The following is a 23,628-nucleotide window of genomic DNA, read 5'->3' as shown; positions in this document are numbered from 1 at the left end:
CGGTCGTTTATGTATACTTAATAAGTCTAAATCGTAATCATTCTTAATAAGAATAAAGTTTATTTATAGAAGGTGGTTGAAGGTGACTGAAGCACCAATTATTGAAATAAAAAACGTAACTTATCATTATGATCATTTCACTGTATTAGAAAACATAAATCTGCAAGTTGAGCGGGGCGACTTTTTAGCGATCGTCGGTCCAAACGGTTCGGGTAAATCGACACTGCTAAAACTAATTTTGGGCCTGTTAAAAAAACAACAAGGAGATATTTATCTTTACGGAAAACCGTTGGAGTCTTTTGATCAGTGGGAAAAAATCGGCTTTGTGTCGCAAAAGGCCAATTCATTTAACAGTGGCTTTCCGGCAACTGTTTATGAAGTGGTAAGAAGTGGATTAACGAAAAAAACCGGACTGTTTCATTTCTTCCCGAAAAATACAAGGGAACATGTAATGGAAGCGTTGAAGGCTGTTGAGATGGAGTCGTTTATTGACCGAAATATCGGAGAATTATCCGGCGGGCAACAACAACGGGTGTTTATTGCCAGAGCGATTGTTTCAAATCCTGAGTTACTTATTCTCGATGAGCCCACAGTCGGTGTGGATGCAAAACGAGTTGCACAATTTTATCAATTATTACAGAGGCTAAATCATACAAGGAATATGACGCTAATTATCGTATCTCATGATGTTGGAATCATCTCAGACAAAGTAAGCCATGTTGCTTGCTTAAATAAAACACTTTATTTTCATGGTCGTTCACATGAGTTCGCAGCATTGGATAAGGAAGCACTAAGTTTTTTTTACGGTCATGATGTAGATGTACTAAAACATGAGCATATTTGATTTTTTGGGGGAAAATTTATGATCGATAATTTATTTCAATATGAATTTTTACAAAATGCCTTTCTTACCGGCATCATAATCGGGGTTATTGCTCCATTTCTCGGGGTTTTTATTGTCGTTAGGAAGATGGCATTGATTACCGATGCGTTGAGTCATGTTTCATTATCGGGAATTGCAGCGAGCCTTTTGTTGGGAAAATATTTCGCTCCGTTCGCATTATTAAATCCATTGTATGGCGGTATGGCTTTTTCAGTTATCGGTGCCTTACTTATTGAAAAACTGCGCACGGTTTATAAACATTACGAAGAATTGGCGATACCCATCATGATGTCATTTGGTATTGGATTAGGTGTCATTTTTATTTCATTGGCAGATGGTTTTAATACGGATTTATTCGGGTATTTATTTGGAAGTGTAAGTGCCGTTTCAAGGGCTGACTTATATGTCATTATTTTAATAGCTGTTTTGGTTTTCATTACGATTTTTTTACTTTACAAAGAGTTGTTTTTGCTATCCTTTGATGAGGAATATGCAAAAGCAATAGGTATACCTGGCAATGGTATTCATTTACTATTTGTAATCACAGTGGCTTTGGTTATTGCTGTTTCGATGCGGATTGTCGGTGTTTTACTTGTATCTTCATTGATGACATTGCCGGTTGCCGCAAGTATCCGTGTTGCCAAAAGTTTTAAACAAGCCATTATTCTTTCCGTTATTTTCGGTGAAATATCGGTGATTGGTGGGTTGGTAAGCGGTTTTTATCTTGAAATTGCTCCCGGTGGTACAATCGTGATCATTGCTGCTACTTTGCTTTTGGGAACCGTTCTTTACAAGAAATTTCGCTACCAAAAATCTTAAACAGGAAGTGGAAGAAATGAACGTAACTGAGGCTATTCAAATTTTAAAGGATAAAGGATATAAATATACAGGAAAACGGGTGGATATGCTGGAATTTTTAGCGAACCATGATAAATATATGACCGCCAAAGATGTGTTGGAAGGGATGAAGGTACATTATCCAAATTTGAGTTTTGATACTATTTATCGAAACTTATCATTATTTTCAGAACTGGGTATTCTTGAAACAACTGATTTATCGGGTGAGAAACATTTCCGGTTTTCTTGCGCAAAGATTGGGCATCACCACCATTTTATTTGTATAAGTTGTGGTAAAACAAAAGAAATTGAAGGTTGCCCGATGGACGAAGTGAAAGAAGAATTGAAAGATTATGTAATCTCCGGGCATAAATTTGAAGTATACGGTTATTGTAATGAGTGTACCCATTAATCGGGAAAGCTAGTCTTGGACATGTTTTTTTTGACATTTCAGGATTAGCTTTTTTTTGCGTTAGTGAGTTTCAAAAAACGGGTGAAAAAGACTTTTTTAAAAAATAAAACAAGTAAATAAACGATAGATTCGTTCTTAAGCTTAGCTCTATACTTGAAATCGATTTTGTGAAAAATTTTTGCACAGAGAAATAATCGTCGAAAGGACAAAATGCATGAGTGGAAAAATAAGGGGAGAAAGTAAATTATTCGTTTGGGTAAAAACCGTTGTGACATCAAATAATAAAAATGCTCCCAAGAAAGCGAGGTTAGCGATATGGGTCAAAATCGTGTAGGGAACAGAGAAAAAAACGGGCATGATGTGAACAACGGTTATCGGGATTATTTAACCGGATATGATTATCAAGAGGAAAACGCAGCAGAGATAGCAGAACCGATTCGAGTACAGGAACGCAATCATGAAACAGAAAGTACAGAAAATGGTAAAGGTTTGGGCTATATTGCCTTGGCTCTTGCCATCTTGTCCCTTTTCGTTTCACCTGTTCTTTTCGGTGGAGCGGCTATTATTTTGGGATTTCTGGCACGAGGCCGAGGAGCTGAGGGACTGGGTAATTGGTCAATTGGAATTGGAGCAATTTCAGCGGTTATCGGTTTATTTATAGCCCCGTTTTTTTGATGATATCGGGAGTATGAAAATAGATGAATCAATGCAAGTGGAGAAACATTTTTTGTTCTCTCCACTTGTTTTTTGGGAGTGCTCATTTGAAGCGTTATCTTATCTTGATAAAAGAAAAACCCAAGAATGTATGATCTCAACACTCTTAGGTTTCAGTAGCAATCATTATTTTACTAATTGTTTTTCCTTTTGATAATACTCTTCGGCCAGTTTATCAATTTCTTTTTTCAATTCTTCCACCATGGTTTCTTCCGGTACTTTTCGAACGATTTGTCCTTTCCTGAATAAGAGACCTTCTCCACGAGCTCCGGCAATACCGATATCAGCTTCTCTTGCCTCTCCGGGACCGTTAACTGCACAACCGAGAACAGATACTTTAATCGGGGCTTTAATTTTTTGAATGTATTCTTCTACCTCATTGGCAATGCTGATCAAATCGATTTCAATTCGACCGCATGTCGGGCAGGAAACGAGCGTTGCCGCATTGGAAATGAGTCCGAATGCTTTTAATAACTCTCTTGCCACTTTAACTTCTTCAACCGGATCTGCACTTAACGATATCCGTAACGTATTGCCAATTCCTCTGCTTAAAATCGCACCTAACCCGGCAGCACTTTTGACAGTTCCGGCAAATAATGTTCCGGATTCAGTAATACCTAAATGAAGCGGGTAATCAAATGCTCTTGCTGCTTTTTCATATGCTTCGATGGCCAAGTTAACATCAGATGCTTTCATGGATACAATAATATCGTGAAAATCCAAGTCTTCTAAAATTTTTATGTGATGAAGTGCACTTTCCACCATTCCGTCAGCCGTCGGATAACCGTATTTTTCGAGAATTGGTTTTTCAAGAGATCCGGCATTAACACCAATACGGATTGGAATTCCTCGTTCTTTTGCCGCTTTTACAACTGCTTCGACTTTTTCTTTTTTTCCGATATTCCCCGGATTAATCCGAACTTTATCAACACCGCCTTCAATTGCTTTTAGGGCAAGCTTGTAGTTGAAATGAATATCGGCTACAAGTGGAATATGGATTCGTTTTTTTATTTCCGAAATCGCATTAGCAGCCCGTTCATCGGGAACAGCGACACGAACAATTTGACAGCCGGCTTCTTCTAATCTATGGATCTGTGCAACTGTTGCTTCAACATCATGCGTTTTCGTTGTTGTCATACTTTGAATATATACAAGATTATTCCCGCCAATCGTTAAATTCCCGACTTTGACAGGACGTGTTTTTGTACGATGTGTAATTTCACCCACGATACTCTCTCCCTTATCATGAATTCCAAAATGCTGGACGAAATTGCTCCTCTTCATTTTAACAATAATTGATTTTAAGTGGCAAGGAAAATCGTTCTCTCCCTACCGTTCACTTACTAATAAAAGGGATAAAATTACTCATTCTGCCTGCAAAAAATTATCCTCATACTGTTCATCCCACTCATACGGAGTCAAGGAATCCCACCAAGTTTTAACTTAATGAAAAAGAAGATGGGAGAGGGGCTTGCTGCATGCAAATAGCAATGGATTAATATTTTTTTTGATTATATACAGGTATTTTATATGTTTCTCCAAATTGCATATCATCTGGTTTAATCCCTTCATTTAAGGCTGAAAAATCCTTAATCATCTCTTCAATCGAAATATCATCAGGGTAACCGCCCTGGCTCTCGATCAATGACAGCAAGGTGTCACCCGGTTTTACCTCCAATTCGACATATTGAAGAGACAAAGCAGTTTCTTGCACAGATTCTTTTTTTTCAGCTCCAGGTAATGTGCCGGCTGTGATATCAAAATATATAGCATAGACAACAATGATGATGGCGACAATACCGAATACTCTTTTCATGTTCCCACCTTCTACCAATTCTTTACCGGATTTTAGTATATTTGTATGCTTATATTTCTTCATTATTCCTATATTTTTGCAAAACTAGTAAAAAATTAATAGAAAGGGGGTGCGTGACATAGATTATATTTTGCCGAACATGGTGACATACGGAAATTGGGTATAAAAAACTCCATCCTTTTTCGGCCAAGAAAAAAGATGGAGGTTTCACTTTAATCAATATCCGTTTTTGGAATTTCCTTCATTGTGAGGTGAAGCATGATAATCATAACCGTCCAATTAATCAAAGAAGCAAACGGGACAATGGCATGGAAGAAATGCATAATCATGAAAAAGACCGTCGGCAACGTGATCGCATAAGTACTTAATTTCCATAAATGCCCGTAGTTGATATTGAGTTTTAAGGCATTTTTGAGAATTAATCCGATTAAGGCAAGGATTGTAATCGAAATTATTTGACCGGCAACTTGAATGAGATAAAAAAGAATGAATGAAAAAGCATAAATGACGGATTTAACTGAACCAACAAAATCGAGAAATTGTTGCATTTCCGTTCTACCCATTTCCTCCAAACCAAGTTGCTGATAGGACATCGTTTGTGTTTGATTATTTAAATTTATGACAACATCATATTCTAAAAAGGCTAAAGTATCATCATAGTTTGATTCCACATCATCGACCGTTGTTTGACCTGTGCTGTCGATAATAAAAGTGAAATTACCGGATTCTTCGATAATAACAGGTTCATTTATGTCGGTATGCAATTTTCCGTCTTGAATTGAGAAATCCGGTACCTCTTCATTTATTATCCTAACAGCATCATCATAAATATTATTAAAGTTTTGAACAAAATTGATAAATAAAGGTAAAACAGACAAAACGGAAAGAAAAAATATATAAACAAAGGTTTTGCCCATCCCTTGATTGCGAAAAGTCGAGATATCCTTTGGGGAATATATACTCTTAATAAATTGCTTAAATATATTCATCTGTTTTCTCTTCCTCCTGTTCTCTGTAGTCATTATTACTATATTATCCCATAAATGGGCCGAGATGAATAATTTTGTTTATAACAACCCATTGTGTAATCATTTTGTAACTAAAATGAAATATTAGCGCAATAAAAAGTCTGCAGTAAATTTTTTGCACTTTTATTCAGATGCCTTTTCATGATTAGTATAGGGAATCTTGTTTTTAAAGAAGGTATGTGAATCGAGCGTCTTTCCGTGAAGCATTAAAAATTGGTTTTGGTTCCGTTATCGGTTTTGTTGGAAGTACGATTGTTAAATTGATGATCATGGTTATTATGGTTGGATATTTCTTGATTCTTGTCCTATAAAAGAAAAAATACCGAATGTCAATAGCCATTTCTAAAAATTTTTAGGCATTTTATTTGAAACTGGAATCGAGTTTTGCTAATCTAAACATACAAGCTCTCATTCCCAAATGATAGCTTAATTACATAATTTTTCTATATCAAAGGAGGAATAAAACATGGCATTTGAATTACCACAATTACCTTATGCGTATGATGCATTAGAACCGCATATTGACAAAGAAACAATGAATATTCACCATACGAAACATCATAATACGTATGTTACAAATTTAAATAATGCAGTGGCAGGAACAGAATTTGAAAATAAGACGGTTGAAGAATTAGTTTCTAACTTAGATGCTGTTCCGGAAAACATTCGCACTGCTGTCCGTAATAACGGTGGCGGACATTATAACCACTCTTTATTCTGGCAACTTCTTTCACCAAATGGTGGCGGCGAGCCTTCAGGTGCACTTCTGGATGCCATCAACGCTAAATTTGGAAGTTTCTCTGCGTTTAAAGATGAATTTACTAAAGCTGCAACAGGTCGTTTCGGTTCAGGCTGGGCTTGGCTTGTCGTAAACAATGGTGAGTTGGAAATCACCAGCACACCGAACCAAGACACGCCATTAAGCGAAGGAAAGACACCGATTCTTGGTTTAGATGTTTGGGAACATGCTTATTACTTAAAATATCAAAACCGTCGTCCCGATTATATCGCAGCTTTCTGGAACGTGGTTAACTGGGATGAAGTGGCAAAACGTTATCAAGCAGCAAAATAATGTTAAATGGAAAAAACCAGTAGAGTCGTATCTACTGGTTTTTTGTATATCTCCCCATCTTCTACAAAGAATACAATTAAAGGGGAGTATGTAATGAAGCAAAAAAGTCAAAAAAAATGGCTGGGTGATGTACATATCACAAAAGATTTGCTGTTGCTTTTACTGATTGGCGGTCTTTATTCCTTAAGTATCGCTTTATCTAATACGTTTGTTAATGTCTATTTATGGAAACAAACGGGTGATTTCTTTCAAATAGGATTATACAATTTGACCGTTGCCATTATCCAACCGGTTACTTTCATATTTGCCGGACGAATGGCGAAAAAAGTCGATCGCATTATTGTTCTTCGTCTCGGTGTGATCTTTTTGGCCATTTTTTTTATTTCAGTATTATTGACTTGTTCGGAGGCAAGTCGTTATTTACTATTACTCGGGACATTACTTGGTATCGGATACGGATTTTACTGGCTCGCTTATAACGTATTAACATTTGAAATTACCGAACCGGATACGAGGGATTTTTTTAACGGATTTTTAGGTGTATTAAATTCGCTTGGCGGGATGATCGGTCCATTAGTTGCCGGCTTTATTATTTCCCAATTCAAACAATTTTACGGGTATACAATTATTTTTTCCGCATCCCTTGGCTTATTCGCTTTGGCAACGATTTTAAGTTTTTTTATGAAAAAAAGACCTGCAACAGGAAATTATTTTTTCTCTGCCATTATTAAAGAGCGAAAAAGGAATCCAAATTGGAAAATGGTGACAAATGCAACATTTTTTCAAGGGATTAGAGAAGGGATCTTTGCGTTTGTTATCAATATATATGTTTACATAGCCACCGGCAGTGAAATGGCATTAGGTACCTATGCTTTCGTTAATTCCATTGTATCTTTTATTACTTATTATTTAGCCAGTCGCTTTATTAAAAAACAATACAGGAAAAGGGCGATTTTACTTGGCGGGATATTGTTATTTACTTCAGTGTTCCTCATCATTTTCCATGTCTCTTATCCCATTTTCCTTGTCTATTCTGCATTAATCGCCTTTGCCTATCCCGTCGTTCTTGTCCCGTTTATATCCACCTCCTATGATGTAATCGGGCAGGGGTGGCAAGCGAGAGAAATGAGAATTGAATATATTGTTGTAAAAGAGCTGTTTCTCAATGCCGGCCGAGCGTGCTCAATTATCATCTTTTTATTTTCGATTCTGTATTTTCCGGTTAAAACCATCCTACCTTTATTATTGATTGTCCTTGGTTCAGGCTATTTGTTTATTTATTTCTTTGTTCGTCATATTCAATTAAAAGGGATCTTTTCTTAGGAGGTCCCTTTTTCCTTTCATCATCTTTCCCTTTCTTTTCCTTAACCTTTTCCTAGAAATATGAAGCAAAATCAAATAAAATAGAAAGTATGGATATTTTCTTCTTTATATGTGGATGAAGGGAAAGAGGTTGGTGTACTTGTGAAAAATAATCAAAAAAACAATAAGAAAAAAAATCATATACCTTTACGGATGAATATATTGTTTTTTACTGTTTTCGTCATGTTTTCTATCTTAATTTTAAGATTAGGGGTTGTCCAAATTGTTGAAGGTGAGGAATATAAAAATGAAGTTCGAAAAACAGAAGAAATATCTGTAAATCATTCAGTTCCCCGCGGCGAATTATATGATTCAACTTATAAAAAAGTTGTTTACAATGTTCCGCAAAAAGCAATTACGTACACGCCGCCTAAAAATCCGCAACCGGATGAATTGTATGAAATTGCGAAAAAGCTGGCCAAATTTATTCAGATGCCAGAGGATGATATGAAAAAAGTAACGGAACGGGATAAAAAAGATATTTGGCTTCTTGAAAATAAAAATGGAAAGAAACTTGTAACCCGTTCTGAAGAGAAAAACTTAAAGGACAAAGAGCTGTATCAATTAAAATTGGAGCGAATTACCGAAGAACAATTACAATCGGTCGATATGAATGTAGCAGCGATTTATCGAAAAATTTATTCGGCTACCGCTTTGACCCCAACGATTGTAAAAAATATAAATGTCACCGATGAAGAATATGCAGCGGTTAGTGAAAACTTAGCGAATCTGCCGGGCGTGGATGTAACGACGGACTGGGAACGGGCATATCAGTTTGGCGATGTATTTAGAGGAATGCTTGGCAGTGTAAAACAAGGATTGCCTGAAGACAAAGTCGATTTTTATCAGTCGAAAGGGTACAGTTTAAATGATCGTGTCGGCTACAGTTACATCGAACAATCTTTGGAAGATATTTTGCAAGGATCAAAAGCGGTTGTTAAAACCGAAACGGATAAATCCGGAAAAATCATAAATACCGAATCGGTATCTGACGGGAAAAGCGGTAAAGACGTTGTTTTGACCGTTGATATGGAATTACAAGCGGAAGTGGAAAGGATCCTTCAAGAGCATATGGCAAAAATTGTCCAATATCCGCGTACGAATTATTTTAATAAAGCATTTGTTGTTGTCATGAATCCGAAAACGGGGGAAATATTATCGCTAGCTGGAAAACAATACAATCGAAAGACGAGAGAATTTGAGGATTATGCCAATGGTACATTTACGTATTCGTTTGAACCTGGTTCGGTTATCAAAGGTGCAACCGTCCTGATGGGGTATCAGGCAGGGGTTATCAAACCTGGCAATATGGAAACCGATGAAAAAATGGTCTTTAAAAATGGTACTTCGATTTCATCTGTTTCTCGAATGGGTTTAATTAATGATTTGACCGCACTGGAACGGTCATCGAATATTTATATGGCGAAAGTTGCACTTAAAGTAGCCGGCGGAACCTATAAATATATGGGAACATTAAATATCGATTTAGATAAAATTAATGTGATGCGCAGTTATTTTGCCCAGTTCGGCCTCGGTACGAAGACCGGAATCGGTTTCGATAATGAAGTTGTCGGGATTCAACGTGCACCTGAATATCCGGGTCAATTATTATATTTTGGCTTTGGACAGTATGATACGTATACACCGTTACAATTGGCTCAATATGTGTCGACGATTGCCAATGACGGTTATCGGATGAAACCGCAACTGGTTAAAGAAATCCGGGAACCGAATGAAGATAGTAATGAACTTGGCCCAATTATTGAAGAAGTGAATCCAGTTGTCCTCAATCGGGTAGATATGCAAGATGCTTGGATTAAACGGGTGCAAGAAGGCTTTTGGCGGGTAGTCAATGGTTCTCGCGGTACAGCTAGGAATTATTTTAAAAATGTTCCAACAGTTGTAGCCGGAAAAACCGGTACGGCACAAAGTTGGTTTAAAGATGAAAAAACGGGGAGTACCGTCCAAACTGAAAATCTAACCTTTGTCGGCTATGCGCCGTATGATAACCCGGAAGTGGCAATTTCCGTTGTTTTACCGAATCTTTATACTGGAGGTAAATCACCTGTTGGTAGTGTGAACCTAGTAATTGCTCAAGAAGTGTTGGAAAAATATTTCAGTATAAAGGCTGACCGGGCGAAACAACCCGCTCAGAATCAAGCAACAGGTGAAACGACAGAGCAAGGAACAACTGAGACAAATCCATAAAAATTAAGGAACTGTCAGGAGAATTCACTCCAAGGACAGTTCCTTTTTATCATTTTGTAATCATATCAGCAATTTCTTGGTTTGATATTCCTTGCTTAAATTCATATTGTCCCGGTTGAACTCTTTTTTCATATCCGTTTTGGACCATGAAGTTAATAAAATCATTTTGATCGGTAATAATATGAATTCCCGCAAGACCTCTGGCAATATCTTCCAAACTCATGCCCTCTCTAATTTCGAACATAAATACTTGTTCTTTTTCTTGTTCTGCTGTATTCGTTGGTGCATTTTTGCTTTCCTCGATCGTTTTTTTCAACTCTGCATTTTCCGCTTCAAGACCGGCAATTTTCTCTTTAAATAAATCCAATCTGTCCTTTTCGACTAGAGTATATCCTTCTTTTTCGGCTGTTGGTTCCGATTTAGCCGTATCATTTTCAAAAAAGAACCCGTACAGGAAAATAATGATCGAAGCAACCAACATTCCAATACTAAAAAAGCGAACGTTCAGTCTATTCATTGCTTGACCACCTTAATCGTTTCTAAAATTTGCTTCACTTCATCCTCACTTAGTGCAGACTGTTTCGCAATTTGTTCCACAGTCAATCCTTGCTCATGTAAAAGACGAACTTGTCCGACAATGATTGGATTCGGGTTTTTGGCTTGAGAAGGGTTTTTATCCATGTCACCAGGAATTAATAATTCTTCTTCTAAAACTTTCAATCGTTTTTTGATTTGAAAATTTTCCTGGTACATCTGGATTGACAATTGCTCAACCTCATTGCTCAATTCTTTCGTACGATCGGGAAGAAAAAATGAAACAACGATCAAAATAATCGCGATAGCCATTAGTACGAATATTAAAATATCCATATCATCACTCCCACCGTAAAGTTTATCATAATTTGACAAGGAACAACATAGATAAATAATAACTGAGAAATTTTTCCTATTTTTACATATATCATATCAAAGCCTGTCAATTTTACAAAAAATATGGCGAAAAAAACATAGGTAAAATAACAAAATATGACAAATTGCGTTTATTGTTCGAATAATGATTTGGTGTTACGATGAATATAATAATAATTTTGAAAAAGTAATTGGTGAAAATAGAGGAAGATAACATATAGAATGGGAGTGGGAACGATGAATATTTTGCATACGGAAGATTATTTAATGAAAATGAAATATCAGTTGAAATTTAATCATTATCTTTATTGGAATGGAAAAATGAAGAAAATAACGGCGGGAGAAAATTGGTTAATGGACGGCAGCTTTCATATTAATTGCCGCTATTTGCATACGAAAGATGATATTCTTTTGGCAAAGCTTTCTATTAGCAATTTAACAGATCAAAGAGTACCGATAAAAGTATTTGTCGAAAGCAATTTAAACGAGCTGAAAAACAATTACGTTTTTGTCTCACCGAAAAAGGATGTTTTATTTTTAACGAATGAAGATGGATTGTTTTTGGCCTCGGGTATGATTAACGGTACCTCGATGAGTCAATATGGTGTTTTAAAAAAGAATCAATACATTGAAAAAATTTGCGACGGAGTGATTCCATTTAATCCGATTGGAACCGGGAATGTTGTTGGCTTATACACCCTCGAACAACTGCTTGTTCCTTATGAGACGACCATAGCCTATACATGGACGCTTGCCTCAAAAACCTTTTCTGAAAAAGAATTGTTAAGTCGGGATGAACAGCTAAAATCGAGACTAGCTTTTTCATGAATTAAATGATATTATAGTAAGGTCGTAATTTGTGAATGGACTGGAGGGAATAATATGCGCGTAAACATTACATTGGCATGTACTGAGTGCGGTGAACGTAATTATATAACCACAAAAAATAAACGTAATAATCCCGATCGTTTAGAATTAAAGAAATATTGTCCTCGTGATAAAAAAACTACAGTACATCGTGAAACAAAGTAAACAGCAGGATTTCTCCTGCTGTTTTTCTTCATTCGCAAAAGTTTAAATACCAGAAGGAAGGTAAATTCGGCGTCAATCGCATGGGTTTTTATACGGTACAGTTTAAATTCCAGCAAGGTTGCCAAACTCGACGGCAATCGCTTTAGTTTTCTTTCGCACAATAGGAGGGGTCTGATGATATCGAAAAAAGAATTCAGGGAAAAAATGAAGGCCAAACTGTTATTGCTTACAAAAGAAGATTATCATGAAAAGTCAAGTTTGATCGCGGAAAAATTGTTTAAAACAGAAGAATGGAATAAGGCAAAAATGATTGGCATTACAATTTCCAGGTTTCCTGAAGTCAATACACACCCAATCATTGAGAGAGCTTGGTCCGAAGAAAAATTAGTGGCGGTGCCAAAATGTATTCCTTCGAGCAGGGCTTTGGAATTTTATACAATTCACAACTTTTCTGAAGTAGAGAAGGGTTATTTTGGATTATATGAACCATTGCCCAAAAAAGCAGAAAAAACGGATCCTGCTAAAATAGATTTATTATTTGTCCCGGGTTTAACTTTTACAAAAAACGGCTTTCGCTTGGGTTATGGCGGCGGGTATTATGATCGTTTTTTACCGAATTTTACCGGGGAGTCCATCGTTTTATCGTTCCAGGAACAACTGGTCGATTGGTTACCGTTTGAGGAATATGATTATCAGCTGAAAAAAATCCTGACCGATGATAATATGTATGGGTTTGAAAAATGAGTCGGCGGCCTCCAAGATAATTTTTGGATAAAAAACGAAATTTGCCAAAAACTATTTTTAGGAGGTTGAAATCAATGTTATCACGTTTGTTGAAGTTAATGTTTGTAGGCTATGCGATTGTCAAGGCTTTTCAATATCGTTACCACATCATGAATTGGGTTTTAGCCAACGAACGGATTAGAAAATGGGCGGTGGCTACTTCCATGCGGATCCCGAGTATTCGAAACTTATTTATCCGTTCATTTTTTCGGACAACATCTGCTCAATAAAGAATTTTGGACAGGCTTTGATTGGTCTGTCTTTTTTTGTTGCCAATGCCAGGTCATTGAGCGGGCGCCCTTCGTATTTTTGTTGTCAATTTCTGAGCGCGACGGATTAAGTCCCGTTTGAACAAAGATGAATAGTCACCTGCGCTTTTCTTTGTTGCAATTTTTTCGTTTACTCCATTACAATGGTAGTAAGAAATTGGAATAGGAAAGCAGGGAATCGTTTGAGTTACCATACCGATTATTTATACTGGAAATTTATTCATTCCATGATTGTAGATGGATATCGAATTATGCATTTGGCTGAGGATCAACAGGAAGTTTGGTTGGAAAACATCGTTCATAAACAATTTCCGTTGATTCGGGTGAAACGGAAAGATATTGACTGGAGCAATTGGCTGCGTTCCGATATGAAGCAAACGATTTTGCAAGCGGATAAGATTCGTAAAATGTATTTTCGCAATAAATTTCAAGTGTTGAATATTTATTTCACCAGTCTCCCACCGGTGGATTCATATGAACCGTACGTCAATCGTCCCGTTCAAATCGAAAATGTAAAAACGAAAATGTATTCCATTTTATTTGATGAAAGTCATTTGCAAGACTCAGTTCAATTCGTGACAAAAATTATCGGGCAAAATCCGTTCGGTCAAATAAAAGAAGATTATTCTGATTATGAAGTGGGTGCTCTAAAAAGTCTGATTGCTCAAGAAACCATAGCTGCCGAAAAACGTGAAAAACAGTTGTTTAACCGGACCAAACCGTTTTTTACTTATTTTCTATTAGTTGCTATTACTTTCGTGTTTATTTTATTAGAAATGAACGGCGGGAGTACCAACCCGTACGTATTACTTTATTTCGGCGCAAAATATAATCCGGCCATTTTAGATGGTGAATGGTGGCGATTCTTTACACCGATGTTTTTACATATTGGATTTCTCCATTTGTTTATGAACGGACTCAGTCTTTATTATTTGGGAACGGCTGTTGAAAGCATTTTTGGTCGGCTCCGATTTTTAATAATTTATCTTTTTTCCGGCTTTTTCGGAACGCTGGCGAGTTTTATTTTTAGTTCACATTTATCTGCCGGTGCCAGTGGGGCCATTTTCGGCTTATTTGGAGCTCTTCTTTATTTCGGAATCGAGCATAAACACACTTTTTTCCGGACGATCGGGCCCAATATTCTCGCCTTGATTGGTGTGAATGTTGTTATCGGTTTTGCCGTCCCTTCTATCGATATTTCCGGGCATATGGGTGGAATGATTGGCGGGTTTCTGGCAGCAGGTATTCTCGGACTTCCGGATACGAAAAAACGCTATAGAATGTATTATTTATTGCTAACCGTTGTCATTACAGCCATTGCCCTTTACTATGGATATCAGTTTCCAAACATCTAGTTATTGATTTGTTGTTTTAGTGAGATAAATTCGTTGTCTGCTGTTTGAAAAATGACGTAAAGGTTTTGTTTTGCTTTTGATAGTAAAACAATAGGAACGGTACTGCCGATTGGTGAAATGAGTTGACCGTTTTGTTTTCTTATTCCCAAATAATAGTTCTTATATAGCCCTTCCCAAAGTTGACCGATAATTTCATCTGATTTTTGTCTGGAAAAGGAAGGGAGCGGCTGTTTTTGATAATTGGCTAATAAAGGTAAGGGAATTATATGAAACTCAGCCAAATCAATATCAAGCTGTCTTACTGCTTCTTTTAAATTTGTTGAAATGATTTGATTTTCTTCTTTATCCAGGACTTCCTTCCATCCTGTTTCTTCTTCATTACTCGGCGTTTGGAAAGAAACAAGGGATGGGAGGGCATTTGGGATGATATAGAGAAAATCATCGGACATGCTTTGACTGCTTGTAATGGTTTCTTTTGCATGCAATTCGGCATGGTGAAAACTAATGGCTCTAACAATTTGATTATCTTTTTCGGTAAAAATTCCACTTAATTCCAAACTGTCTGTACTCTCCTCCCATTTCCCCAGTTTACCGATAAGAATTCCGCCCGCAAAAATGAAAGTTACATCCTGCCGTAAATAAGTTGGACGATCCAATCGAGAATAGGACTTTACAGAAAACTGATAACGATTTTGATCGGTTTTGATATTCATTATTTTTGTTTTTGCATCAAGGAATTGTGCTTCTGTATCCAGAGGAAAATAAGTGATGCTCTCAACCGTTTGATTATTTTTAAAGTGAAAAAAATACAGAGATGCGGTTATGGTAATCAGAGCTGAACATATGATTAGAAAAGTTTTTGTCGTTTTCATCTATTACTCCCCGCCATTCATTAAATGGATTAATTGATCATTCGTTCCTTTACCAGTGTATGTTCTTGTCCATCTATGTATGATCTGGTATTTATTTCAAGATGCGGGAGTTTGAATAAGTTTATTACCGTAAAAATGATGAACAAAGAAGTATGAAGGGATATATCTTTGTCTATTATGGTAATTAGGCGAAAAAAAACGATTGTCCAAACATTAAGGTAGGATATAATGTCGAAAGAACGAAATATTTTTGATAAAACACCTCTTGGACATTTAGGTGAAAAATAGGGTGTCATAAAACTGGTATTTCGGAATAATCTTTAGAAATTTTTACATGTGTACCGATTAGGATATCTCCATCCTGTTAGCCAAAATTAGGCAGGTGTAAAAAACCATGGAAACGAATAATGAAAAAATCACTGTTTCGAAAAACATCCATGAGAATATAAACAATTTAAGGCAGATTTTAGGAATTGGAAAGAGCTTTGATGTCATTCAACTTGACTTACTTTATGCTGAGCGGGATATGGCAGTCTTTTTCATTGATGGTTTTATTAAAGATGAAGTTTTTGTGCAAATAATGAAGCTGCTTAGCGGACTAAAGGCGGAAGAAATTTCTGACCATCCATTAGAAAAATTACTTCGAAGCTATATACCCTATGTTGAAATTGATACAACCGATGATTTGCAAAAAGTTGCTGACATGGTGTTGGCCGGACCTACTGCATTAATTGTGGATGGTATCGATAAGGCAATTTTAATCGATGCAAGAACATATCCGGCAAGGAGCCCGGAAGAACCGGATATTGAACGTGTTGTCCGCGGTTCCAGAGACGGTTATGTTGAAACATTAGTATTTAATACAGCTTTAACGAGAAGGCGGATTCGTGACCGGACACTGCGGATGGAATATATGCAAGTCGGTCGCCGCTCGAAAACCGATGTTGTTGTTTGCTATTTGGAAGATATAGCAGATGAAGACCTTGTAATAGATATTAAAAAGTCTCTTGAAAAAATTGATACAGATGGGATTCCAATGGCCGAAAAAACAGTAGAAGAATTTATATCCGGTAATCATTGGAATCCGTATCCAACCGTCCGTTATACCGAAAGGCCGGATACCGCTGCCGCTCATTTATATGAAGGACATGTCTGCATTATTGTCGACGGTTCTCCCAGCGTCATCATTGCACCGACAACCTTTTGGCACCATCTGCAACATGCGGAGGAATACCGAAATAAGCCGGTGGTCGGTGCTTACTTACGACTTGTCCGGTTTTTGGCTGTCTGGGCATCGATATTTTTATTACCGCTTTGGTACTTATTGGCCGTTCAACCGGAACTGTTACCGGAACGACTTTCTTTTATCGGTCCGAATGAAGACGGTCAAATTCCGTTATATCTTCAATTTTTATTAATCGAAGTTGGGATCGATATGTTAAGGATGGCCGCGATCCATACCCCGAATTCATTGGCAACTGCACTCGGTTTAGTCGCCGCACTAATGATCGGCCAAGTTGCCGTTGAAGTTGGTCTGTTTTCCAATGAAGTGATTCTTTATTTATCTATTGCTGCGATTGGGATGTTTGCAACACCTAGCTATGAAATGAGTCTGGCCAACCGAATTTTCCGTCTTATTTTATTAACCTTGACTGCCATCCTCCATGAAATTGGTTTTGTTATTGGGACCTTTTTATGGGTGCTTTTGTTGGTTACCATGAAATCCTATAATGTCCCTTATTTGTGGCCATTTATTCCTTTTGACTTCAAGGGGATGATGGACATCATCATTCGGGCGCCAATCCCGTTGAAGAGGACACGCCCAAAGTTTTTGGATCCGAAAGACCCGGATCGGTAATTTCCGTAACCAATTGTTAAAAAAGCTGCTGAAGAAGCAGTTTTTTTATGATCATTTTTTGTTTATAATGAGAGGGGAGAACTTGTTTTGATTAAAAGGTGGTAGAAGAGTTGAAAACAATTTATGATATTCAACAATTATTGAAACAGTTTGGTACAATTATATATGTCGGCGATCGGTTAGCTGATTTACAATTGATGGAATCGGAAGTGACAGAATTGTTTCGCTCGCAATTAATTGATATAAAAGATTACCAAATGGCATTATTATTGTTACGACAAGAAATACAAAAAGAAATAGATAAGAAAAAGAAAAGGTGATTGTATTGGAAAAGGAATTTATTTTCAGCATTGATTTAGGCGGAACTTCATCAAAGGTTGCAATCTTGAAAACAGATGGAAAAATATTGGAAAAATGGGAAATACCGACAAACAAAGCGGAAAATGGTAAGTTCATTGTTGAAGAAATCTATTATTCTTTTAATAAGAAAATCAATGAGTTAAACATCAAACCGGACCAATTTTTTGGTATCGGAATGGGTGCTCCCGGACCGGTATTGAAGGACGGGCGAATAACCCGGGCAGTTAATATTGGTTGGGAAAATTATCCTTTAAAGGCTGAACTGGAAAAGACCTTCTCGTTACCGGCATATGTCGAAAATGATGCGAATTGTGCTGCATTGGGCGAGCTCTGGCTGGGAGCAGGTAAAGGATTAAAGGATATTGTCGCTATTACTCTTGGTACCGGTGTCGGTGGCGGTGTCATTATTGACGGTCATATTGTTGGCGGCACGACCGGTGGCGGGGGAGAAATTGGCCATATGACAGTACAACTTGAACATGGTTTTCAATGTAATTGTGGAAAAACCGGCTGTTTAGAAACCGTTGCCTCAGCTACCGGTGTTGTCAATTTAGCTATGCAAAGAATTGAAAGCTTGGAAAAAGAAACGATTTTAACTTCTGTCTTAAAAGAAAAAGGGAAACTAACTTCCAAAGATATTTTTGATGCTGTTCATGAAGATGAGATTGCCGGGGAGATAGTCGATCGTGTCGGTTATTATTTAGGTTATGCCTTGAGTACGTTAAGTGCGATTTTGAATCCCGAGGCAATTATTATCGGTGGCGGTGTTTCAAAGGCCGGAAACAAGTTATTGGAACCGGTTAATACCTATTACCGGAAATTTGCTTTTCCACCAACCGGTACCGATACAAAGATTTTGCTTGCTGAATTAGGTAATGATGCCGGGATTATTGGAGCCGGTTATTTGGTCAAGCAAAACAGTTAACTGTTTATGCTATTCCAGAAATTGATGGTGTCAACGTTAAAAGAATAACCACAAAACAGTTAACATTGTTTATGCTATTCCTCTCTTGTTTGACACACTGGGATAAACATTTCATACAATGAAGATGACAATAAAGTGTTGGAACAAAGGGGGATATGAATGAGAGTACGTGTGCGGCATGGTGATTCATTTTGGTTATATAGCCGGTTGTTTCATATTCCAATTCAATTAATTGAAGATTCCAACCGGCATATTGCATCCAATTTTTTAGATGTTGGGATGGAAGTAGAAATACCGGGATTTATGGAAGAGACATATGTAATCCAACCGGGTGACACGTTTTTTCGATTGGCAAAAATGAGTAAAATGCCTGTCGAGGCGCTCTTATTATTAAATCCCGGTGTCCATCCCGATCATCTTGCTTTAGGACAATCGGTAAAATTGCCAAAAAGAGTGACCGAACCTGTCATCAATGATATTCAAACCTATGATTTCACCCATTTACAACGTGATATTGAAACATTGCTTTGTCTATATCCGTTTCTCAAGGTAAATACCATCGGTGAAAGTGTACTTGGAAATCCCATATATGAGTTGGAAATAGGAAGAGGAAAACGAAATATTCATGTAAACGCTTCTTTCCATGCTAATGAATGGATTACGACCCCTGTGTTAATGAAATTGGTGAATACATTTTTCCTTGCATTAACAAATGAAAACATGCTTAATGGTATACATGCACTGCCGCTTTATCATAAAAATACGTTGTCAATTGTCCCGATGGTAAATCCGGATGGCGTGAATCTTGTTCTTCAAGGTCCGCCGGCTGAAAAAAAAGAAGAAATTCTTGCATTAAATTCCGGTTCCCCTGATTTTTCCGGGTGGAAGGCGAATATTCGGGGGGTTGATTTGAATAATCAATTTCCGGCCAATTGGGAAATAGAAAAAGAACGTAAAGAACCGAAAAGTCCGGCGCCAAGGGACTATCCGGGTGAAATTCCACTTTCCGAACCGGAAGCGGTGGCTATGGCTCGGCTTGTTGAAAAAAAACAATTTTCACGTGTTTTAGCTTTCCATACCCAGGGCAGGGAATTTTACTGGGGATATGAAGGTGTAGAACCTGTCGAATCAGCGCGATTGGCAAGAGAATATGAAAAAGTAAGCGGTTATAAATCCGTTCGTTATATTGACAGCCATGCAGGTTTTCGAGATTGGTTTGTCCATGCTTATCAAAAGCCGGGTTTTACGTTCGAACTTGGGTTAGGTGTTAATCCTCTGTCGGTTTCACAGTTTCCGCAAATATACGAAGAAATGTTGAATGTATTTTTAGTGACATTAAACAGTTGAACAATAGTGCTGTTGCCGCATTCCCTTTTTTTGTCATCTTTTTTTAAAAAAATTTTAATAAAAATGAAACATTTCGCTTTTTCATACGTCTTATAAAGGGAAACTTCAATAGTGGGGGCAATATCCTGAAAAACGTGCGCATTATTTATTGAGAAGGTGAAATCTGATGGGGAAATGGCTATCTGTTCTTATCTTTTTTGTCCTGTTACTTTCCGGCTGTGAAACAGAAGAATTAAATAAACCATCACCGTCCAAACTTGATTCAGAAAAATCGGCGGCAAATCAAACAGTAAATGGCAAGGGACTAAATTCACAATCAATTGTCCCATTAAAAGTGCAGGAAGCGGATTTTCAATTTATCATTGATTGGGAGACAGACGAAACGCTGTTATTTGTCGAGAGGAAAAATAGCCGGTCAATCGTTTCAGCATATGACTTACTATCCGGAGTTAAAAAAGAAGTCTATGTTAGTGATGAACCGATTGTTTCTGCACAATTGAGCCCGTCTAGAGAATATCTTCTGATTCATTCAGCTTCAACGGCCTATAAAGCACTTCTGACTGTCATCCGGCTTCCCGGTCAACAAATCGTGTTTCAAGAAGAAATTGAGTCAAAAGAAGTTCATTATGAGTGGAATGGGTATGATGAAACGAAAATACTTGTCAGTGCTTTTTATGAAGATTGGTCATTTCGTTCCTATTTAATCGACATAGAAAAGCGTTCCCTTCAAGAGATGAACCTTTCCCAACCGTTTGCGGTCTGGCTTAAGCAATCAAGATTTCTATATTTGGATTGGGGCAATGATGAACCGATGATTACCGCGCCCCTAACCATTTATGAAAATGGCAATGAAAAACATGTAAAAAACGAAGAAAAATTTTACTATATTGATGGGTGGAAAAATTTCCTATTAGCCATTGCCCCGAGTGATAAAGATCCATCGAAAGCGATATTTCATTTTTATGATCATGAGCTTCAACCACTGTATTCTTTTGAAATCCCGCATTTAACCGATTTTTCCGGGTGGGTTATCCCAACCTATGATTTGGCCGGTAAGAATTTTTTTATTATTGAACCGAAGAAAAGCGGGGAGGCGGATCTTTATAATGACGGATTTCGGCTGGTCAAACGGAATATTAAGAGTGGCAAAGAAGAAGTCATTCTTAAGTCTGTTGAAAGTGCACCACTGCTATGTTCACCAAAAGGAAAAAGCTGTTTAACAGGAAACTTATATGAACATATTATTTTTATAAATGAGAAAAAAATGGCTTCCGTTATTGAATTTGAATAAAGAAAACTCGGACCCATGCCCGAGTTTTCTTTACCGTTTTTTAATCTTTTTGAATCCGATTTTCACCATATAAGGGAAGATTCCGAACCATTTATAGACGAACGGCTCCTTTTGCATCTTTTTTTCTAGTTTCCGTTTATTTCTTTCCTCTTTCGGTGTTTCGAAATGGGTAACAACTGTTTTGGTCAAAAAACGAATATAGTCATCTGATTTCATTCCACCCGCATCCTTGTCCATTTCTCTTTTACTATTAGGTTATCCAAATAATGAAGTCTATAAACAGGAATGCAAAAAATCCATTGGCGTTATCGCTTCACTTAGGGTCAATAAGGTTCCCATTTTCAGGAAATTCCGTGTCTTGGTCTTGCTCAGCCGGTTCTGGTTCCGGGGCAACTTCCTCCGTTTTTTTATCTAACATCAAATCCATAAACAATTCTCCTTCATCATCCGTGTAACATTCGAAGGAAACCAATAGCCCGTTTTCCTTTTCTTCTTTTACCCGATACAAAACATAGCCAACATCGTATTCCAATTTGCCGGAATTGGAAAAATTCTCGCTCTCATATGCCTTTTCGACATCTTGATAGGCCATTAACAATAATGTTTCCAACTCATAAGTGATATGAAAATTATCAAAAACTTGTTTTTCAACAACATATTTTGTCGTCGAGTGAAGCAATATCGTAGAAAAAAGAAAAAACAAAAACAAGGTAAAAGGGAGGATGAAACCATTTTTATTTATTATTAGTGATCGGAATTTCCCGTGGCAAATAAATTTCTTCTTCATAAATTTTACCGTTTTCGTGTGTAACGATGAATTTAATCCCATGTGGTATTTGATCATAGTCAAATCTCCTGATACGAAATAAGATTAATTGGTGCCCCATCCCGTCGACTCGCCTCCTAATTCGATTTCCATACCGTTCATATAGCGTATTGGTTCCATCTTTCCAAAATAAAATTCTATTGTAGCTTGCGGTCAAAAAGATTTCATCACTTTGCCGAATTTCCCGTTTGGCTTGATTCATAAACATTTCCCATTGCATTTGATCCGCTATCTCACTTGAATAAGTATGATAACGTAACAACGGGACCATATTCGTCAAATAGACAATAATTAAAGAAAATATGGCCAAACTAAGCAACATTTCTACCAAAGTATAACCTTTTTCATTGTTTATTGATTGTTCGGCATACATGTTTCTCCTCGTTTTCCACGCTTTTATAATAAACACAAATTTCTTTCATCCCCTCCATGTTTTCTTGAACAACTGTGTAATCGGCCGGGTACCCCTCCTGTTGGATTGATGCTTCAATCGGTTGGTCATAAATCACTTTTTGAACCTGTCTCGATAAAATTTGATTGCCCATATGTTCAATAAGGATTTCCTTCCTCGCTAAAGTTAAGTGTAAAAAGGAGGGAATAACCGTTGATAAGATTACAAGCCAAACGAAAAAGGCAAGTAAGATCTCAAGATAGATTGATCCCTCATTTTGTTTATCAAGAACTTTCTTCAAAAATTTCAAAACGGCCACTCCCGATACTGATAAAGATTTGATATTTCTTCCCGTTCACTTGAACCCAAACATTACCAAACCGGTTAATATTTCCGTCCCCGACAAAACGAAAATTTGCCAGATGCCCGTGGGAAATGACAACATCATCCGGTACTTGTCTTTGCAGATAAACATTTCCCCGGTGGTCAGTAATTTTATAAATCTTTTTATTGCTATCATATTGATAGTAGACAGCCCTTCTCCTGCTCAACGCCAGACTTTGTGCGTAAAACAAATCCTCTTCGTACTGCTGCAAAAAATATTTTTCATTAATGGTATTTTGAACACTGTGAAATAAGGGGGGCAGACTCATTAGCATAATGACAATGATGAAAAAGATTAATAATACTTCAATAAGTGTAAAGCCTGCCTGATTCGATTGCCTGTTTAGCAACGATGTCTTTATCCGATTGATCTTCCCTTCACTTTTTGATAACTGCATCACCATTAGAGATAACAATCTTCCTTCCATCCGGACATACCGGGTCTTCTTTCAAATATCCGTTTTTCAAGTCATCAATAGAAGCAGGTAATTTATTATGATCAATTTGATAGGCTTGGATTTCTGCCTGAACCATATTTTCTAATCCTTCACAGCCTTTATTGCTGATACTTGTCTGGTGTTTTGTCACGTTTGGAATGGTTATAAGCAGTAAAATAGTGATGACGAACAGTACGATCATCATCTCGATTAACGTAAATGCAGATTCTTTTTTCAACATGAAAATCTCTCCTTCA

General features: G+C 37.2%; 30 protein-coding genes. 18 read left to right on the top strand and 12 right to left on the bottom strand.

The features are described from left to right. Nucleotides 1–76: 76 nt before the first annotated feature. The 4 genes from NSQ14_RS11435 to NSQ14_RS11420 all read left to right on the top strand — a co-directional run bounded on the left by NSQ14_RS11435 (nucleotide 77) and on the right by NSQ14_RS11420 (nucleotide 2,807). Entirely contained in the window at nucleotides 77–844 is a 768-nt protein-coding gene (locus NSQ14_RS11435) for a metal ABC transporter ATP-binding protein (protein ID WP_095141297.1), read from the top strand. An 18-nt stretch (nucleotides 845–862) separates the two neighbouring features. Continuing rightward, complete coding sequence (locus NSQ14_RS11430; RefSeq protein ID WP_034771081.1) at nucleotides 863–1,702, top strand: metal ABC transporter permease; 840 nt, start codon at nucleotides 863–865, stop codon at nucleotides 1,700–1,702. Nucleotides 1,703–1,718: 16 nt separating this feature from the next. Continuing rightward, on the top strand, nucleotides 1,719–2,132 hold the full coding sequence (locus NSQ14_RS11425) for a Fur family transcriptional regulator (RefSeq protein WP_034771079.1): 414 nt from the start codon (nucleotides 1,719–1,721) through the stop codon (nucleotides 2,130–2,132). A gap of 315 nt (nucleotides 2,133–2,447) precedes the next feature. Beyond that, nucleotides 2,448–2,807, top strand: a complete 360-nt coding sequence (locus NSQ14_RS11420; RefSeq protein ID WP_034771077.1) for a hypothetical protein — start codon at nucleotides 2,448–2,450, stop codon at nucleotides 2,805–2,807. 165 nt (nucleotides 2,808–2,972) lie between these two features. On the opposite strand, the gene ispG is transcribed toward NSQ14_RS11420, so the two are convergent. The 3 genes from ispG to NSQ14_RS11405 form a co-directional block, all read right to left on the bottom strand. Further along, entirely contained in the window at nucleotides 2,973–4,064 is a 1,092-nt protein-coding gene (gene ispG / locus NSQ14_RS11415) for a flavodoxin-dependent (E)-4-hydroxy-3-methylbut-2-enyl-diphosphate synthase (RefSeq protein ID WP_176458883.1), read from the bottom strand. Between the two features lie 277 nt (nucleotides 4,065–4,341). Then, nucleotides 4,342–4,662, bottom strand: a complete 321-nt coding sequence (locus tag NSQ14_RS11410) for a hypothetical protein (protein ID WP_034771072.1) — start codon at nucleotides 4,660–4,662, stop codon at nucleotides 4,342–4,344. A 212-nt stretch (nucleotides 4,663–4,874) separates the two neighbouring features. After that, a complete protein-coding gene (locus tag NSQ14_RS11405) occupies nucleotides 4,875–5,651 on the bottom strand; it encodes a DUF1189 domain-containing protein (RefSeq protein ID WP_346216347.1) in 777 nt (258 codons plus the stop codon). A gap of 218 nt (nucleotides 5,652–5,869) precedes the next feature. Between NSQ14_RS11405 and NSQ14_RS11400 the strand changes: the two genes are divergently transcribed. From NSQ14_RS11400 to NSQ14_RS11385, 4 genes are all read left to right on the top strand, one after another. Beyond that, complete coding sequence (locus NSQ14_RS11400) at nucleotides 5,870–6,001, top strand: DUF456 family protein (RefSeq protein WP_152641301.1); 132 nt, start codon at nucleotides 5,870–5,872, stop codon at nucleotides 5,999–6,001. Between the two features lie 155 nt (nucleotides 6,002–6,156). Continuing rightward, the gene (gene sodA / locus NSQ14_RS11395) at nucleotides 6,157–6,762 is read left to right on the top strand and encodes a superoxide dismutase SodA (RefSeq protein WP_034771067.1); all 606 of its coding nucleotides are present in this window, start codon (nucleotides 6,157–6,159) and stop codon (nucleotides 6,760–6,762) included. A 93-nt stretch (nucleotides 6,763–6,855) separates the two neighbouring features. Continuing rightward, nucleotides 6,856–8,085, top strand: a complete 1,230-nt coding sequence (locus NSQ14_RS11390) for an MFS transporter (RefSeq protein WP_034771065.1) — start codon at nucleotides 6,856–6,858, stop codon at nucleotides 8,083–8,085. Between the two features lie 192 nt (nucleotides 8,086–8,277). Continuing rightward, nucleotides 8,278–10,332 (top strand): peptidoglycan D,D-transpeptidase FtsI family protein, encoded by a 2,055-nt coding sequence (locus tag NSQ14_RS11385; protein ID WP_051989109.1) that lies wholly within the window; start codon nucleotides 8,278–8,280, stop codon nucleotides 10,330–10,332. A gap of 49 nt (nucleotides 10,333–10,381) precedes the next feature. Here NSQ14_RS11385 and NSQ14_RS11380 read toward each other — a convergent pair whose 3' ends face one another. Next, entirely contained in the window at nucleotides 10,382–10,849 is a 468-nt protein-coding gene (locus NSQ14_RS11380; protein ID WP_041847531.1) for an endolytic transglycosylase MltG, read from the bottom strand. Beyond that, entirely contained in the window at nucleotides 10,846–11,202 is a 357-nt protein-coding gene (locus tag NSQ14_RS11375; protein WP_041846273.1) for a hypothetical protein, read from the bottom strand. Before NSQ14_RS11375 ends, NSQ14_RS11380 begins: the two co-directional genes overlap by 4 nt. A 276-nt stretch (nucleotides 11,203–11,478) precedes the next feature. Between NSQ14_RS11375 and NSQ14_RS11370 the strand changes: the two genes are divergently transcribed. The 5 genes from NSQ14_RS11370 to NSQ14_RS11350 all read left to right on the top strand — a co-directional run bounded on the left by NSQ14_RS11370 (nucleotide 11,479) and on the right by NSQ14_RS11350 (nucleotide 14,680). Then, the gene (locus NSQ14_RS11370) at nucleotides 11,479–12,069 is read left to right on the top strand and encodes a hypothetical protein (protein ID WP_244811704.1); all 591 of its coding nucleotides are present in this window, start codon (nucleotides 11,479–11,481) and stop codon (nucleotides 12,067–12,069) included. Between the two features lie 54 nt (nucleotides 12,070–12,123). Then, nucleotides 12,124–12,273, top strand: a complete 150-nt coding sequence (gene rpmG / locus NSQ14_RS11365; protein WP_034771055.1) for a 50S ribosomal protein L33 — start codon at nucleotides 12,124–12,126, stop codon at nucleotides 12,271–12,273. 174 nt (nucleotides 12,274–12,447) lie between these two features. Continuing rightward, a complete protein-coding gene (locus NSQ14_RS11360; protein ID WP_346216346.1) occupies nucleotides 12,448–13,017 on the top strand; it encodes a 5-formyltetrahydrofolate cyclo-ligase in 570 nt (189 codons plus the stop codon). A 74-nt stretch (nucleotides 13,018–13,091) separates the two neighbouring features. Next, nucleotides 13,092–13,286 (top strand): hypothetical protein, encoded by a 195-nt coding sequence (locus NSQ14_RS11355; protein ID WP_346216345.1) that lies wholly within the window; start codon nucleotides 13,092–13,094, stop codon nucleotides 13,284–13,286. A gap of 221 nt (nucleotides 13,287–13,507) precedes the next feature. Next, nucleotides 13,508–14,680, top strand: a complete 1,173-nt coding sequence (locus NSQ14_RS11350) for a rhomboid family intramembrane serine protease (RefSeq protein WP_176458881.1) — start codon at nucleotides 13,508–13,510, stop codon at nucleotides 14,678–14,680. On the opposite strand, the gene NSQ14_RS11345 is transcribed toward NSQ14_RS11350, so the two are convergent. Next, a complete protein-coding gene (locus tag NSQ14_RS11345; protein ID WP_251246311.1) occupies nucleotides 14,677–15,552 on the bottom strand; it encodes a hypothetical protein in 876 nt (291 codons plus the stop codon). The genes NSQ14_RS11350 and NSQ14_RS11345 overlap by 4 nt on opposite strands. Before the next feature lie 394 nt (nucleotides 15,553–15,946). Between NSQ14_RS11345 and NSQ14_RS11340 the strand changes: the two genes are divergently transcribed. The 5 genes from NSQ14_RS11340 (at nucleotide 15,947) to NSQ14_RS11320 (ending at nucleotide 21,333) form a co-directional block, all read left to right on the top strand. Then, nucleotides 15,947–17,410, top strand: a complete 1,464-nt coding sequence (locus tag NSQ14_RS11340; RefSeq protein WP_346216344.1) for a spore germination protein — start codon at nucleotides 15,947–15,949, stop codon at nucleotides 17,408–17,410. Between the two features lie 110 nt (nucleotides 17,411–17,520). Further along, complete coding sequence (locus NSQ14_RS11335; protein ID WP_034771045.1) at nucleotides 17,521–17,730, top strand: YqgQ family protein; 210 nt, start codon at nucleotides 17,521–17,523, stop codon at nucleotides 17,728–17,730. Nucleotides 17,731–17,735: 5 nt separating this feature from the next. After that, nucleotides 17,736–18,695, top strand: a complete 960-nt coding sequence (locus NSQ14_RS11330) for an ROK family glucokinase (RefSeq protein WP_346216343.1) — start codon at nucleotides 17,736–17,738, stop codon at nucleotides 18,693–18,695. A 159-nt stretch (nucleotides 18,696–18,854) separates the two neighbouring features. Further along, complete coding sequence (locus NSQ14_RS11325; RefSeq protein ID WP_346216342.1) at nucleotides 18,855–20,042, top strand: M14 family metallopeptidase; 1,188 nt, start codon at nucleotides 18,855–18,857, stop codon at nucleotides 20,040–20,042. Nucleotides 20,043–20,208: 166 nt separating this feature from the next. Beyond that, the gene (locus NSQ14_RS11320) at nucleotides 20,209–21,333 is read left to right on the top strand and encodes a hypothetical protein (protein ID WP_346216341.1); all 1,125 of its coding nucleotides are present in this window, start codon (nucleotides 20,209–20,211) and stop codon (nucleotides 21,331–21,333) included. 30 nt (nucleotides 21,334–21,363) lie between these two features. Here the strand turns inward: NSQ14_RS11320 and NSQ14_RS11315 are convergent, their stop codons facing one another. From NSQ14_RS11315 to comGC, 6 genes are all read right to left on the bottom strand, one after another. Then, nucleotides 21,364–21,549: a YqzE family protein gene (locus NSQ14_RS11315; protein WP_034771024.1), complete on the bottom strand. Its 186-nt coding sequence runs from the start codon at nucleotides 21,547–21,549 to the stop codon at nucleotides 21,364–21,366. A 97-nt stretch (nucleotides 21,550–21,646) separates the two neighbouring features. Next, a complete protein-coding gene (gene comGG, locus NSQ14_RS11310; RefSeq protein WP_269919088.1) occupies nucleotides 21,647–22,120 on the bottom strand; it encodes a competence type IV pilus minor pilin ComGG in 474 nt (157 codons plus the stop codon). Further along, nucleotides 22,068–22,532 (bottom strand): competence type IV pilus minor pilin ComGF, encoded by a 465-nt coding sequence (comGF, locus tag NSQ14_RS11305; RefSeq protein ID WP_269919087.1) that lies wholly within the window; start codon nucleotides 22,530–22,532, stop codon nucleotides 22,068–22,070. The genes comGG and comGF overlap by 53 nt, the downstream gene beginning before the upstream one ends. Beyond that, complete coding sequence (locus tag NSQ14_RS11300; RefSeq protein WP_269919086.1) at nucleotides 22,504–22,860, bottom strand: hypothetical protein; 357 nt, start codon at nucleotides 22,858–22,860, stop codon at nucleotides 22,504–22,506. Before NSQ14_RS11300 ends, comGF begins: the two co-directional genes overlap by 29 nt. Further along, on the bottom strand, nucleotides 22,835–23,338 hold the full coding sequence (gene comGD / locus NSQ14_RS11295; protein WP_346216340.1) for a competence type IV pilus minor pilin ComGD: 504 nt from the start codon (nucleotides 23,336–23,338) through the stop codon (nucleotides 22,835–22,837). Before comGD ends, NSQ14_RS11300 begins: the two co-directional genes overlap by 26 nt. Then, nucleotides 23,313–23,612: a competence type IV pilus major pilin ComGC gene (gene comGC / locus NSQ14_RS11290; protein WP_041903955.1), complete on the bottom strand. Its 300-nt coding sequence runs from the start codon at nucleotides 23,610–23,612 to the stop codon at nucleotides 23,313–23,315. Before comGC ends, comGD begins: the two co-directional genes overlap by 26 nt. Between the last annotated feature and the right edge of the window lie 16 nt (nucleotides 23,613–23,628).

Origin of the sequence: Caldifermentibacillus hisashii (genome assembly GCF_039654145.1) — a bacterium.
GTDB lineage: Bacteria > Bacillota > Bacilli > Bacillales > Caldibacillaceae > Caldifermentibacillus > Caldifermentibacillus hisashii.
Note: the sequence above shows the minus strand (reverse complement) of the source record. Positions and strands in the feature narration are given on the sequence as shown.

What these genes read in the sequence shown, in the direction of transcription:
- sodA (WP_034771067.1), top strand. Translation starts at nt 6,157, where the DNA reads ATGGCATTTGAATTACCACAATTACCTTATGCGTATGATGCATTAGAA.
- NSQ14_RS11340 (WP_346216344.1), top strand. Translation starts at nt 15,947, where the DNA reads ATGGAAACGAATAATGAAAAAATCACTGTTTCGAAAAACATCCATGAG.
- NSQ14_RS11385 (WP_051989109.1), top strand. Translation starts at nt 8,278, where the DNA reads ATGAATATATTGTTTTTTACTGTTTTCGTCATGTTTTCTATCTTAATT.
- comGC (WP_041903955.1), bottom strand. Translation starts at nt 23,612, where the DNA reads ATGTTGAAAAAAGAATCTGCATTTACGTTAATCGAGATGATGATCGTA.
- comGF (WP_269919087.1), bottom strand. Translation starts at nt 22,532, where the DNA reads ATGTATGCCGAACAATCAATAAACAATGAAAAAGGTTATACTTTGGTA.
- NSQ14_RS11325 (WP_346216342.1), top strand. Translation starts at nt 18,855, where the DNA reads ATGAGAGTACGTGTGCGGCATGGTGATTCATTTTGGTTATATAGCCGG.
- NSQ14_RS11370 (WP_244811704.1), top strand. Translation starts at nt 11,479, where the DNA reads ATGAATATTTTGCATACGGAAGATTATTTAATGAAAATGAAATATCAG.
- comGD (WP_346216340.1), bottom strand. Translation starts at nt 23,338, where the DNA reads ATGGTGATGCAGTTATCAAAAAGTGAAGGGAAGATCAATCGGATAAAG.
- NSQ14_RS11360 (WP_346216346.1), top strand. Translation starts at nt 12,448, where the DNA reads ATGATATCGAAAAAAGAATTCAGGGAAAAAATGAAGGCCAAACTGTTA.
- NSQ14_RS11320 (WP_346216341.1), top strand. Translation starts at nt 20,209, where the DNA reads ATGGGGAAATGGCTATCTGTTCTTATCTTTTTTGTCCTGTTACTTTCC.
- NSQ14_RS11345 (WP_251246311.1), bottom strand. Translation starts at nt 15,552, where the DNA reads ATGAAAACGACAAAAACTTTTCTAATCATATGTTCAGCTCTGATTACC.
- NSQ14_RS11315 (WP_034771024.1), bottom strand. Translation starts at nt 21,549, where the DNA reads ATGAAATCAGATGACTATATTCGTTTTTTGACCAAAACAGTTGTTACC.
- rpmG (WP_034771055.1), top strand. Translation starts at nt 12,124, where the DNA reads ATGCGCGTAAACATTACATTGGCATGTACTGAGTGCGGTGAACGTAAT.
- NSQ14_RS11390 (WP_034771065.1), top strand. Translation starts at nt 6,856, where the DNA reads ATGAAGCAAAAAAGTCAAAAAAAATGGCTGGGTGATGTACATATCACA.
- NSQ14_RS11425 (WP_034771079.1), top strand. Translation starts at nt 1,719, where the DNA reads ATGAACGTAACTGAGGCTATTCAAATTTTAAAGGATAAAGGATATAAA.
- NSQ14_RS11430 (WP_034771081.1), top strand. Translation starts at nt 863, where the DNA reads ATGATCGATAATTTATTTCAATATGAATTTTTACAAAATGCCTTTCTT.
- NSQ14_RS11420 (WP_034771077.1), top strand. Translation starts at nt 2,448, where the DNA reads ATGGGTCAAAATCGTGTAGGGAACAGAGAAAAAAACGGGCATGATGTG.
- NSQ14_RS11380 (WP_041847531.1), bottom strand. Translation starts at nt 10,849, where the DNA reads ATGAATAGACTGAACGTTCGCTTTTTTAGTATTGGAATGTTGGTTGCT.
- NSQ14_RS11375 (WP_041846273.1), bottom strand. Translation starts at nt 11,202, where the DNA reads ATGGATATTTTAATATTCGTACTAATGGCTATCGCGATTATTTTGATC.
- comGG (WP_269919088.1), bottom strand. Translation starts at nt 22,120, where the DNA reads ATGAAGAAGAAATTTATTTGCCACGGGAAATTCCGATCACTAATAATA.
- NSQ14_RS11405 (WP_346216347.1), bottom strand. Translation starts at nt 5,651, where the DNA reads ATGAATATATTTAAGCAATTTATTAAGAGTATATATTCCCCAAAGGAT.
- NSQ14_RS11410 (WP_034771072.1), bottom strand. Translation starts at nt 4,662, where the DNA reads ATGAAAAGAGTATTCGGTATTGTCGCCATCATCATTGTTGTCTATGCT.
- NSQ14_RS11355 (WP_346216345.1), top strand. Translation starts at nt 13,092, where the DNA reads ATGTTATCACGTTTGTTGAAGTTAATGTTTGTAGGCTATGCGATTGTC.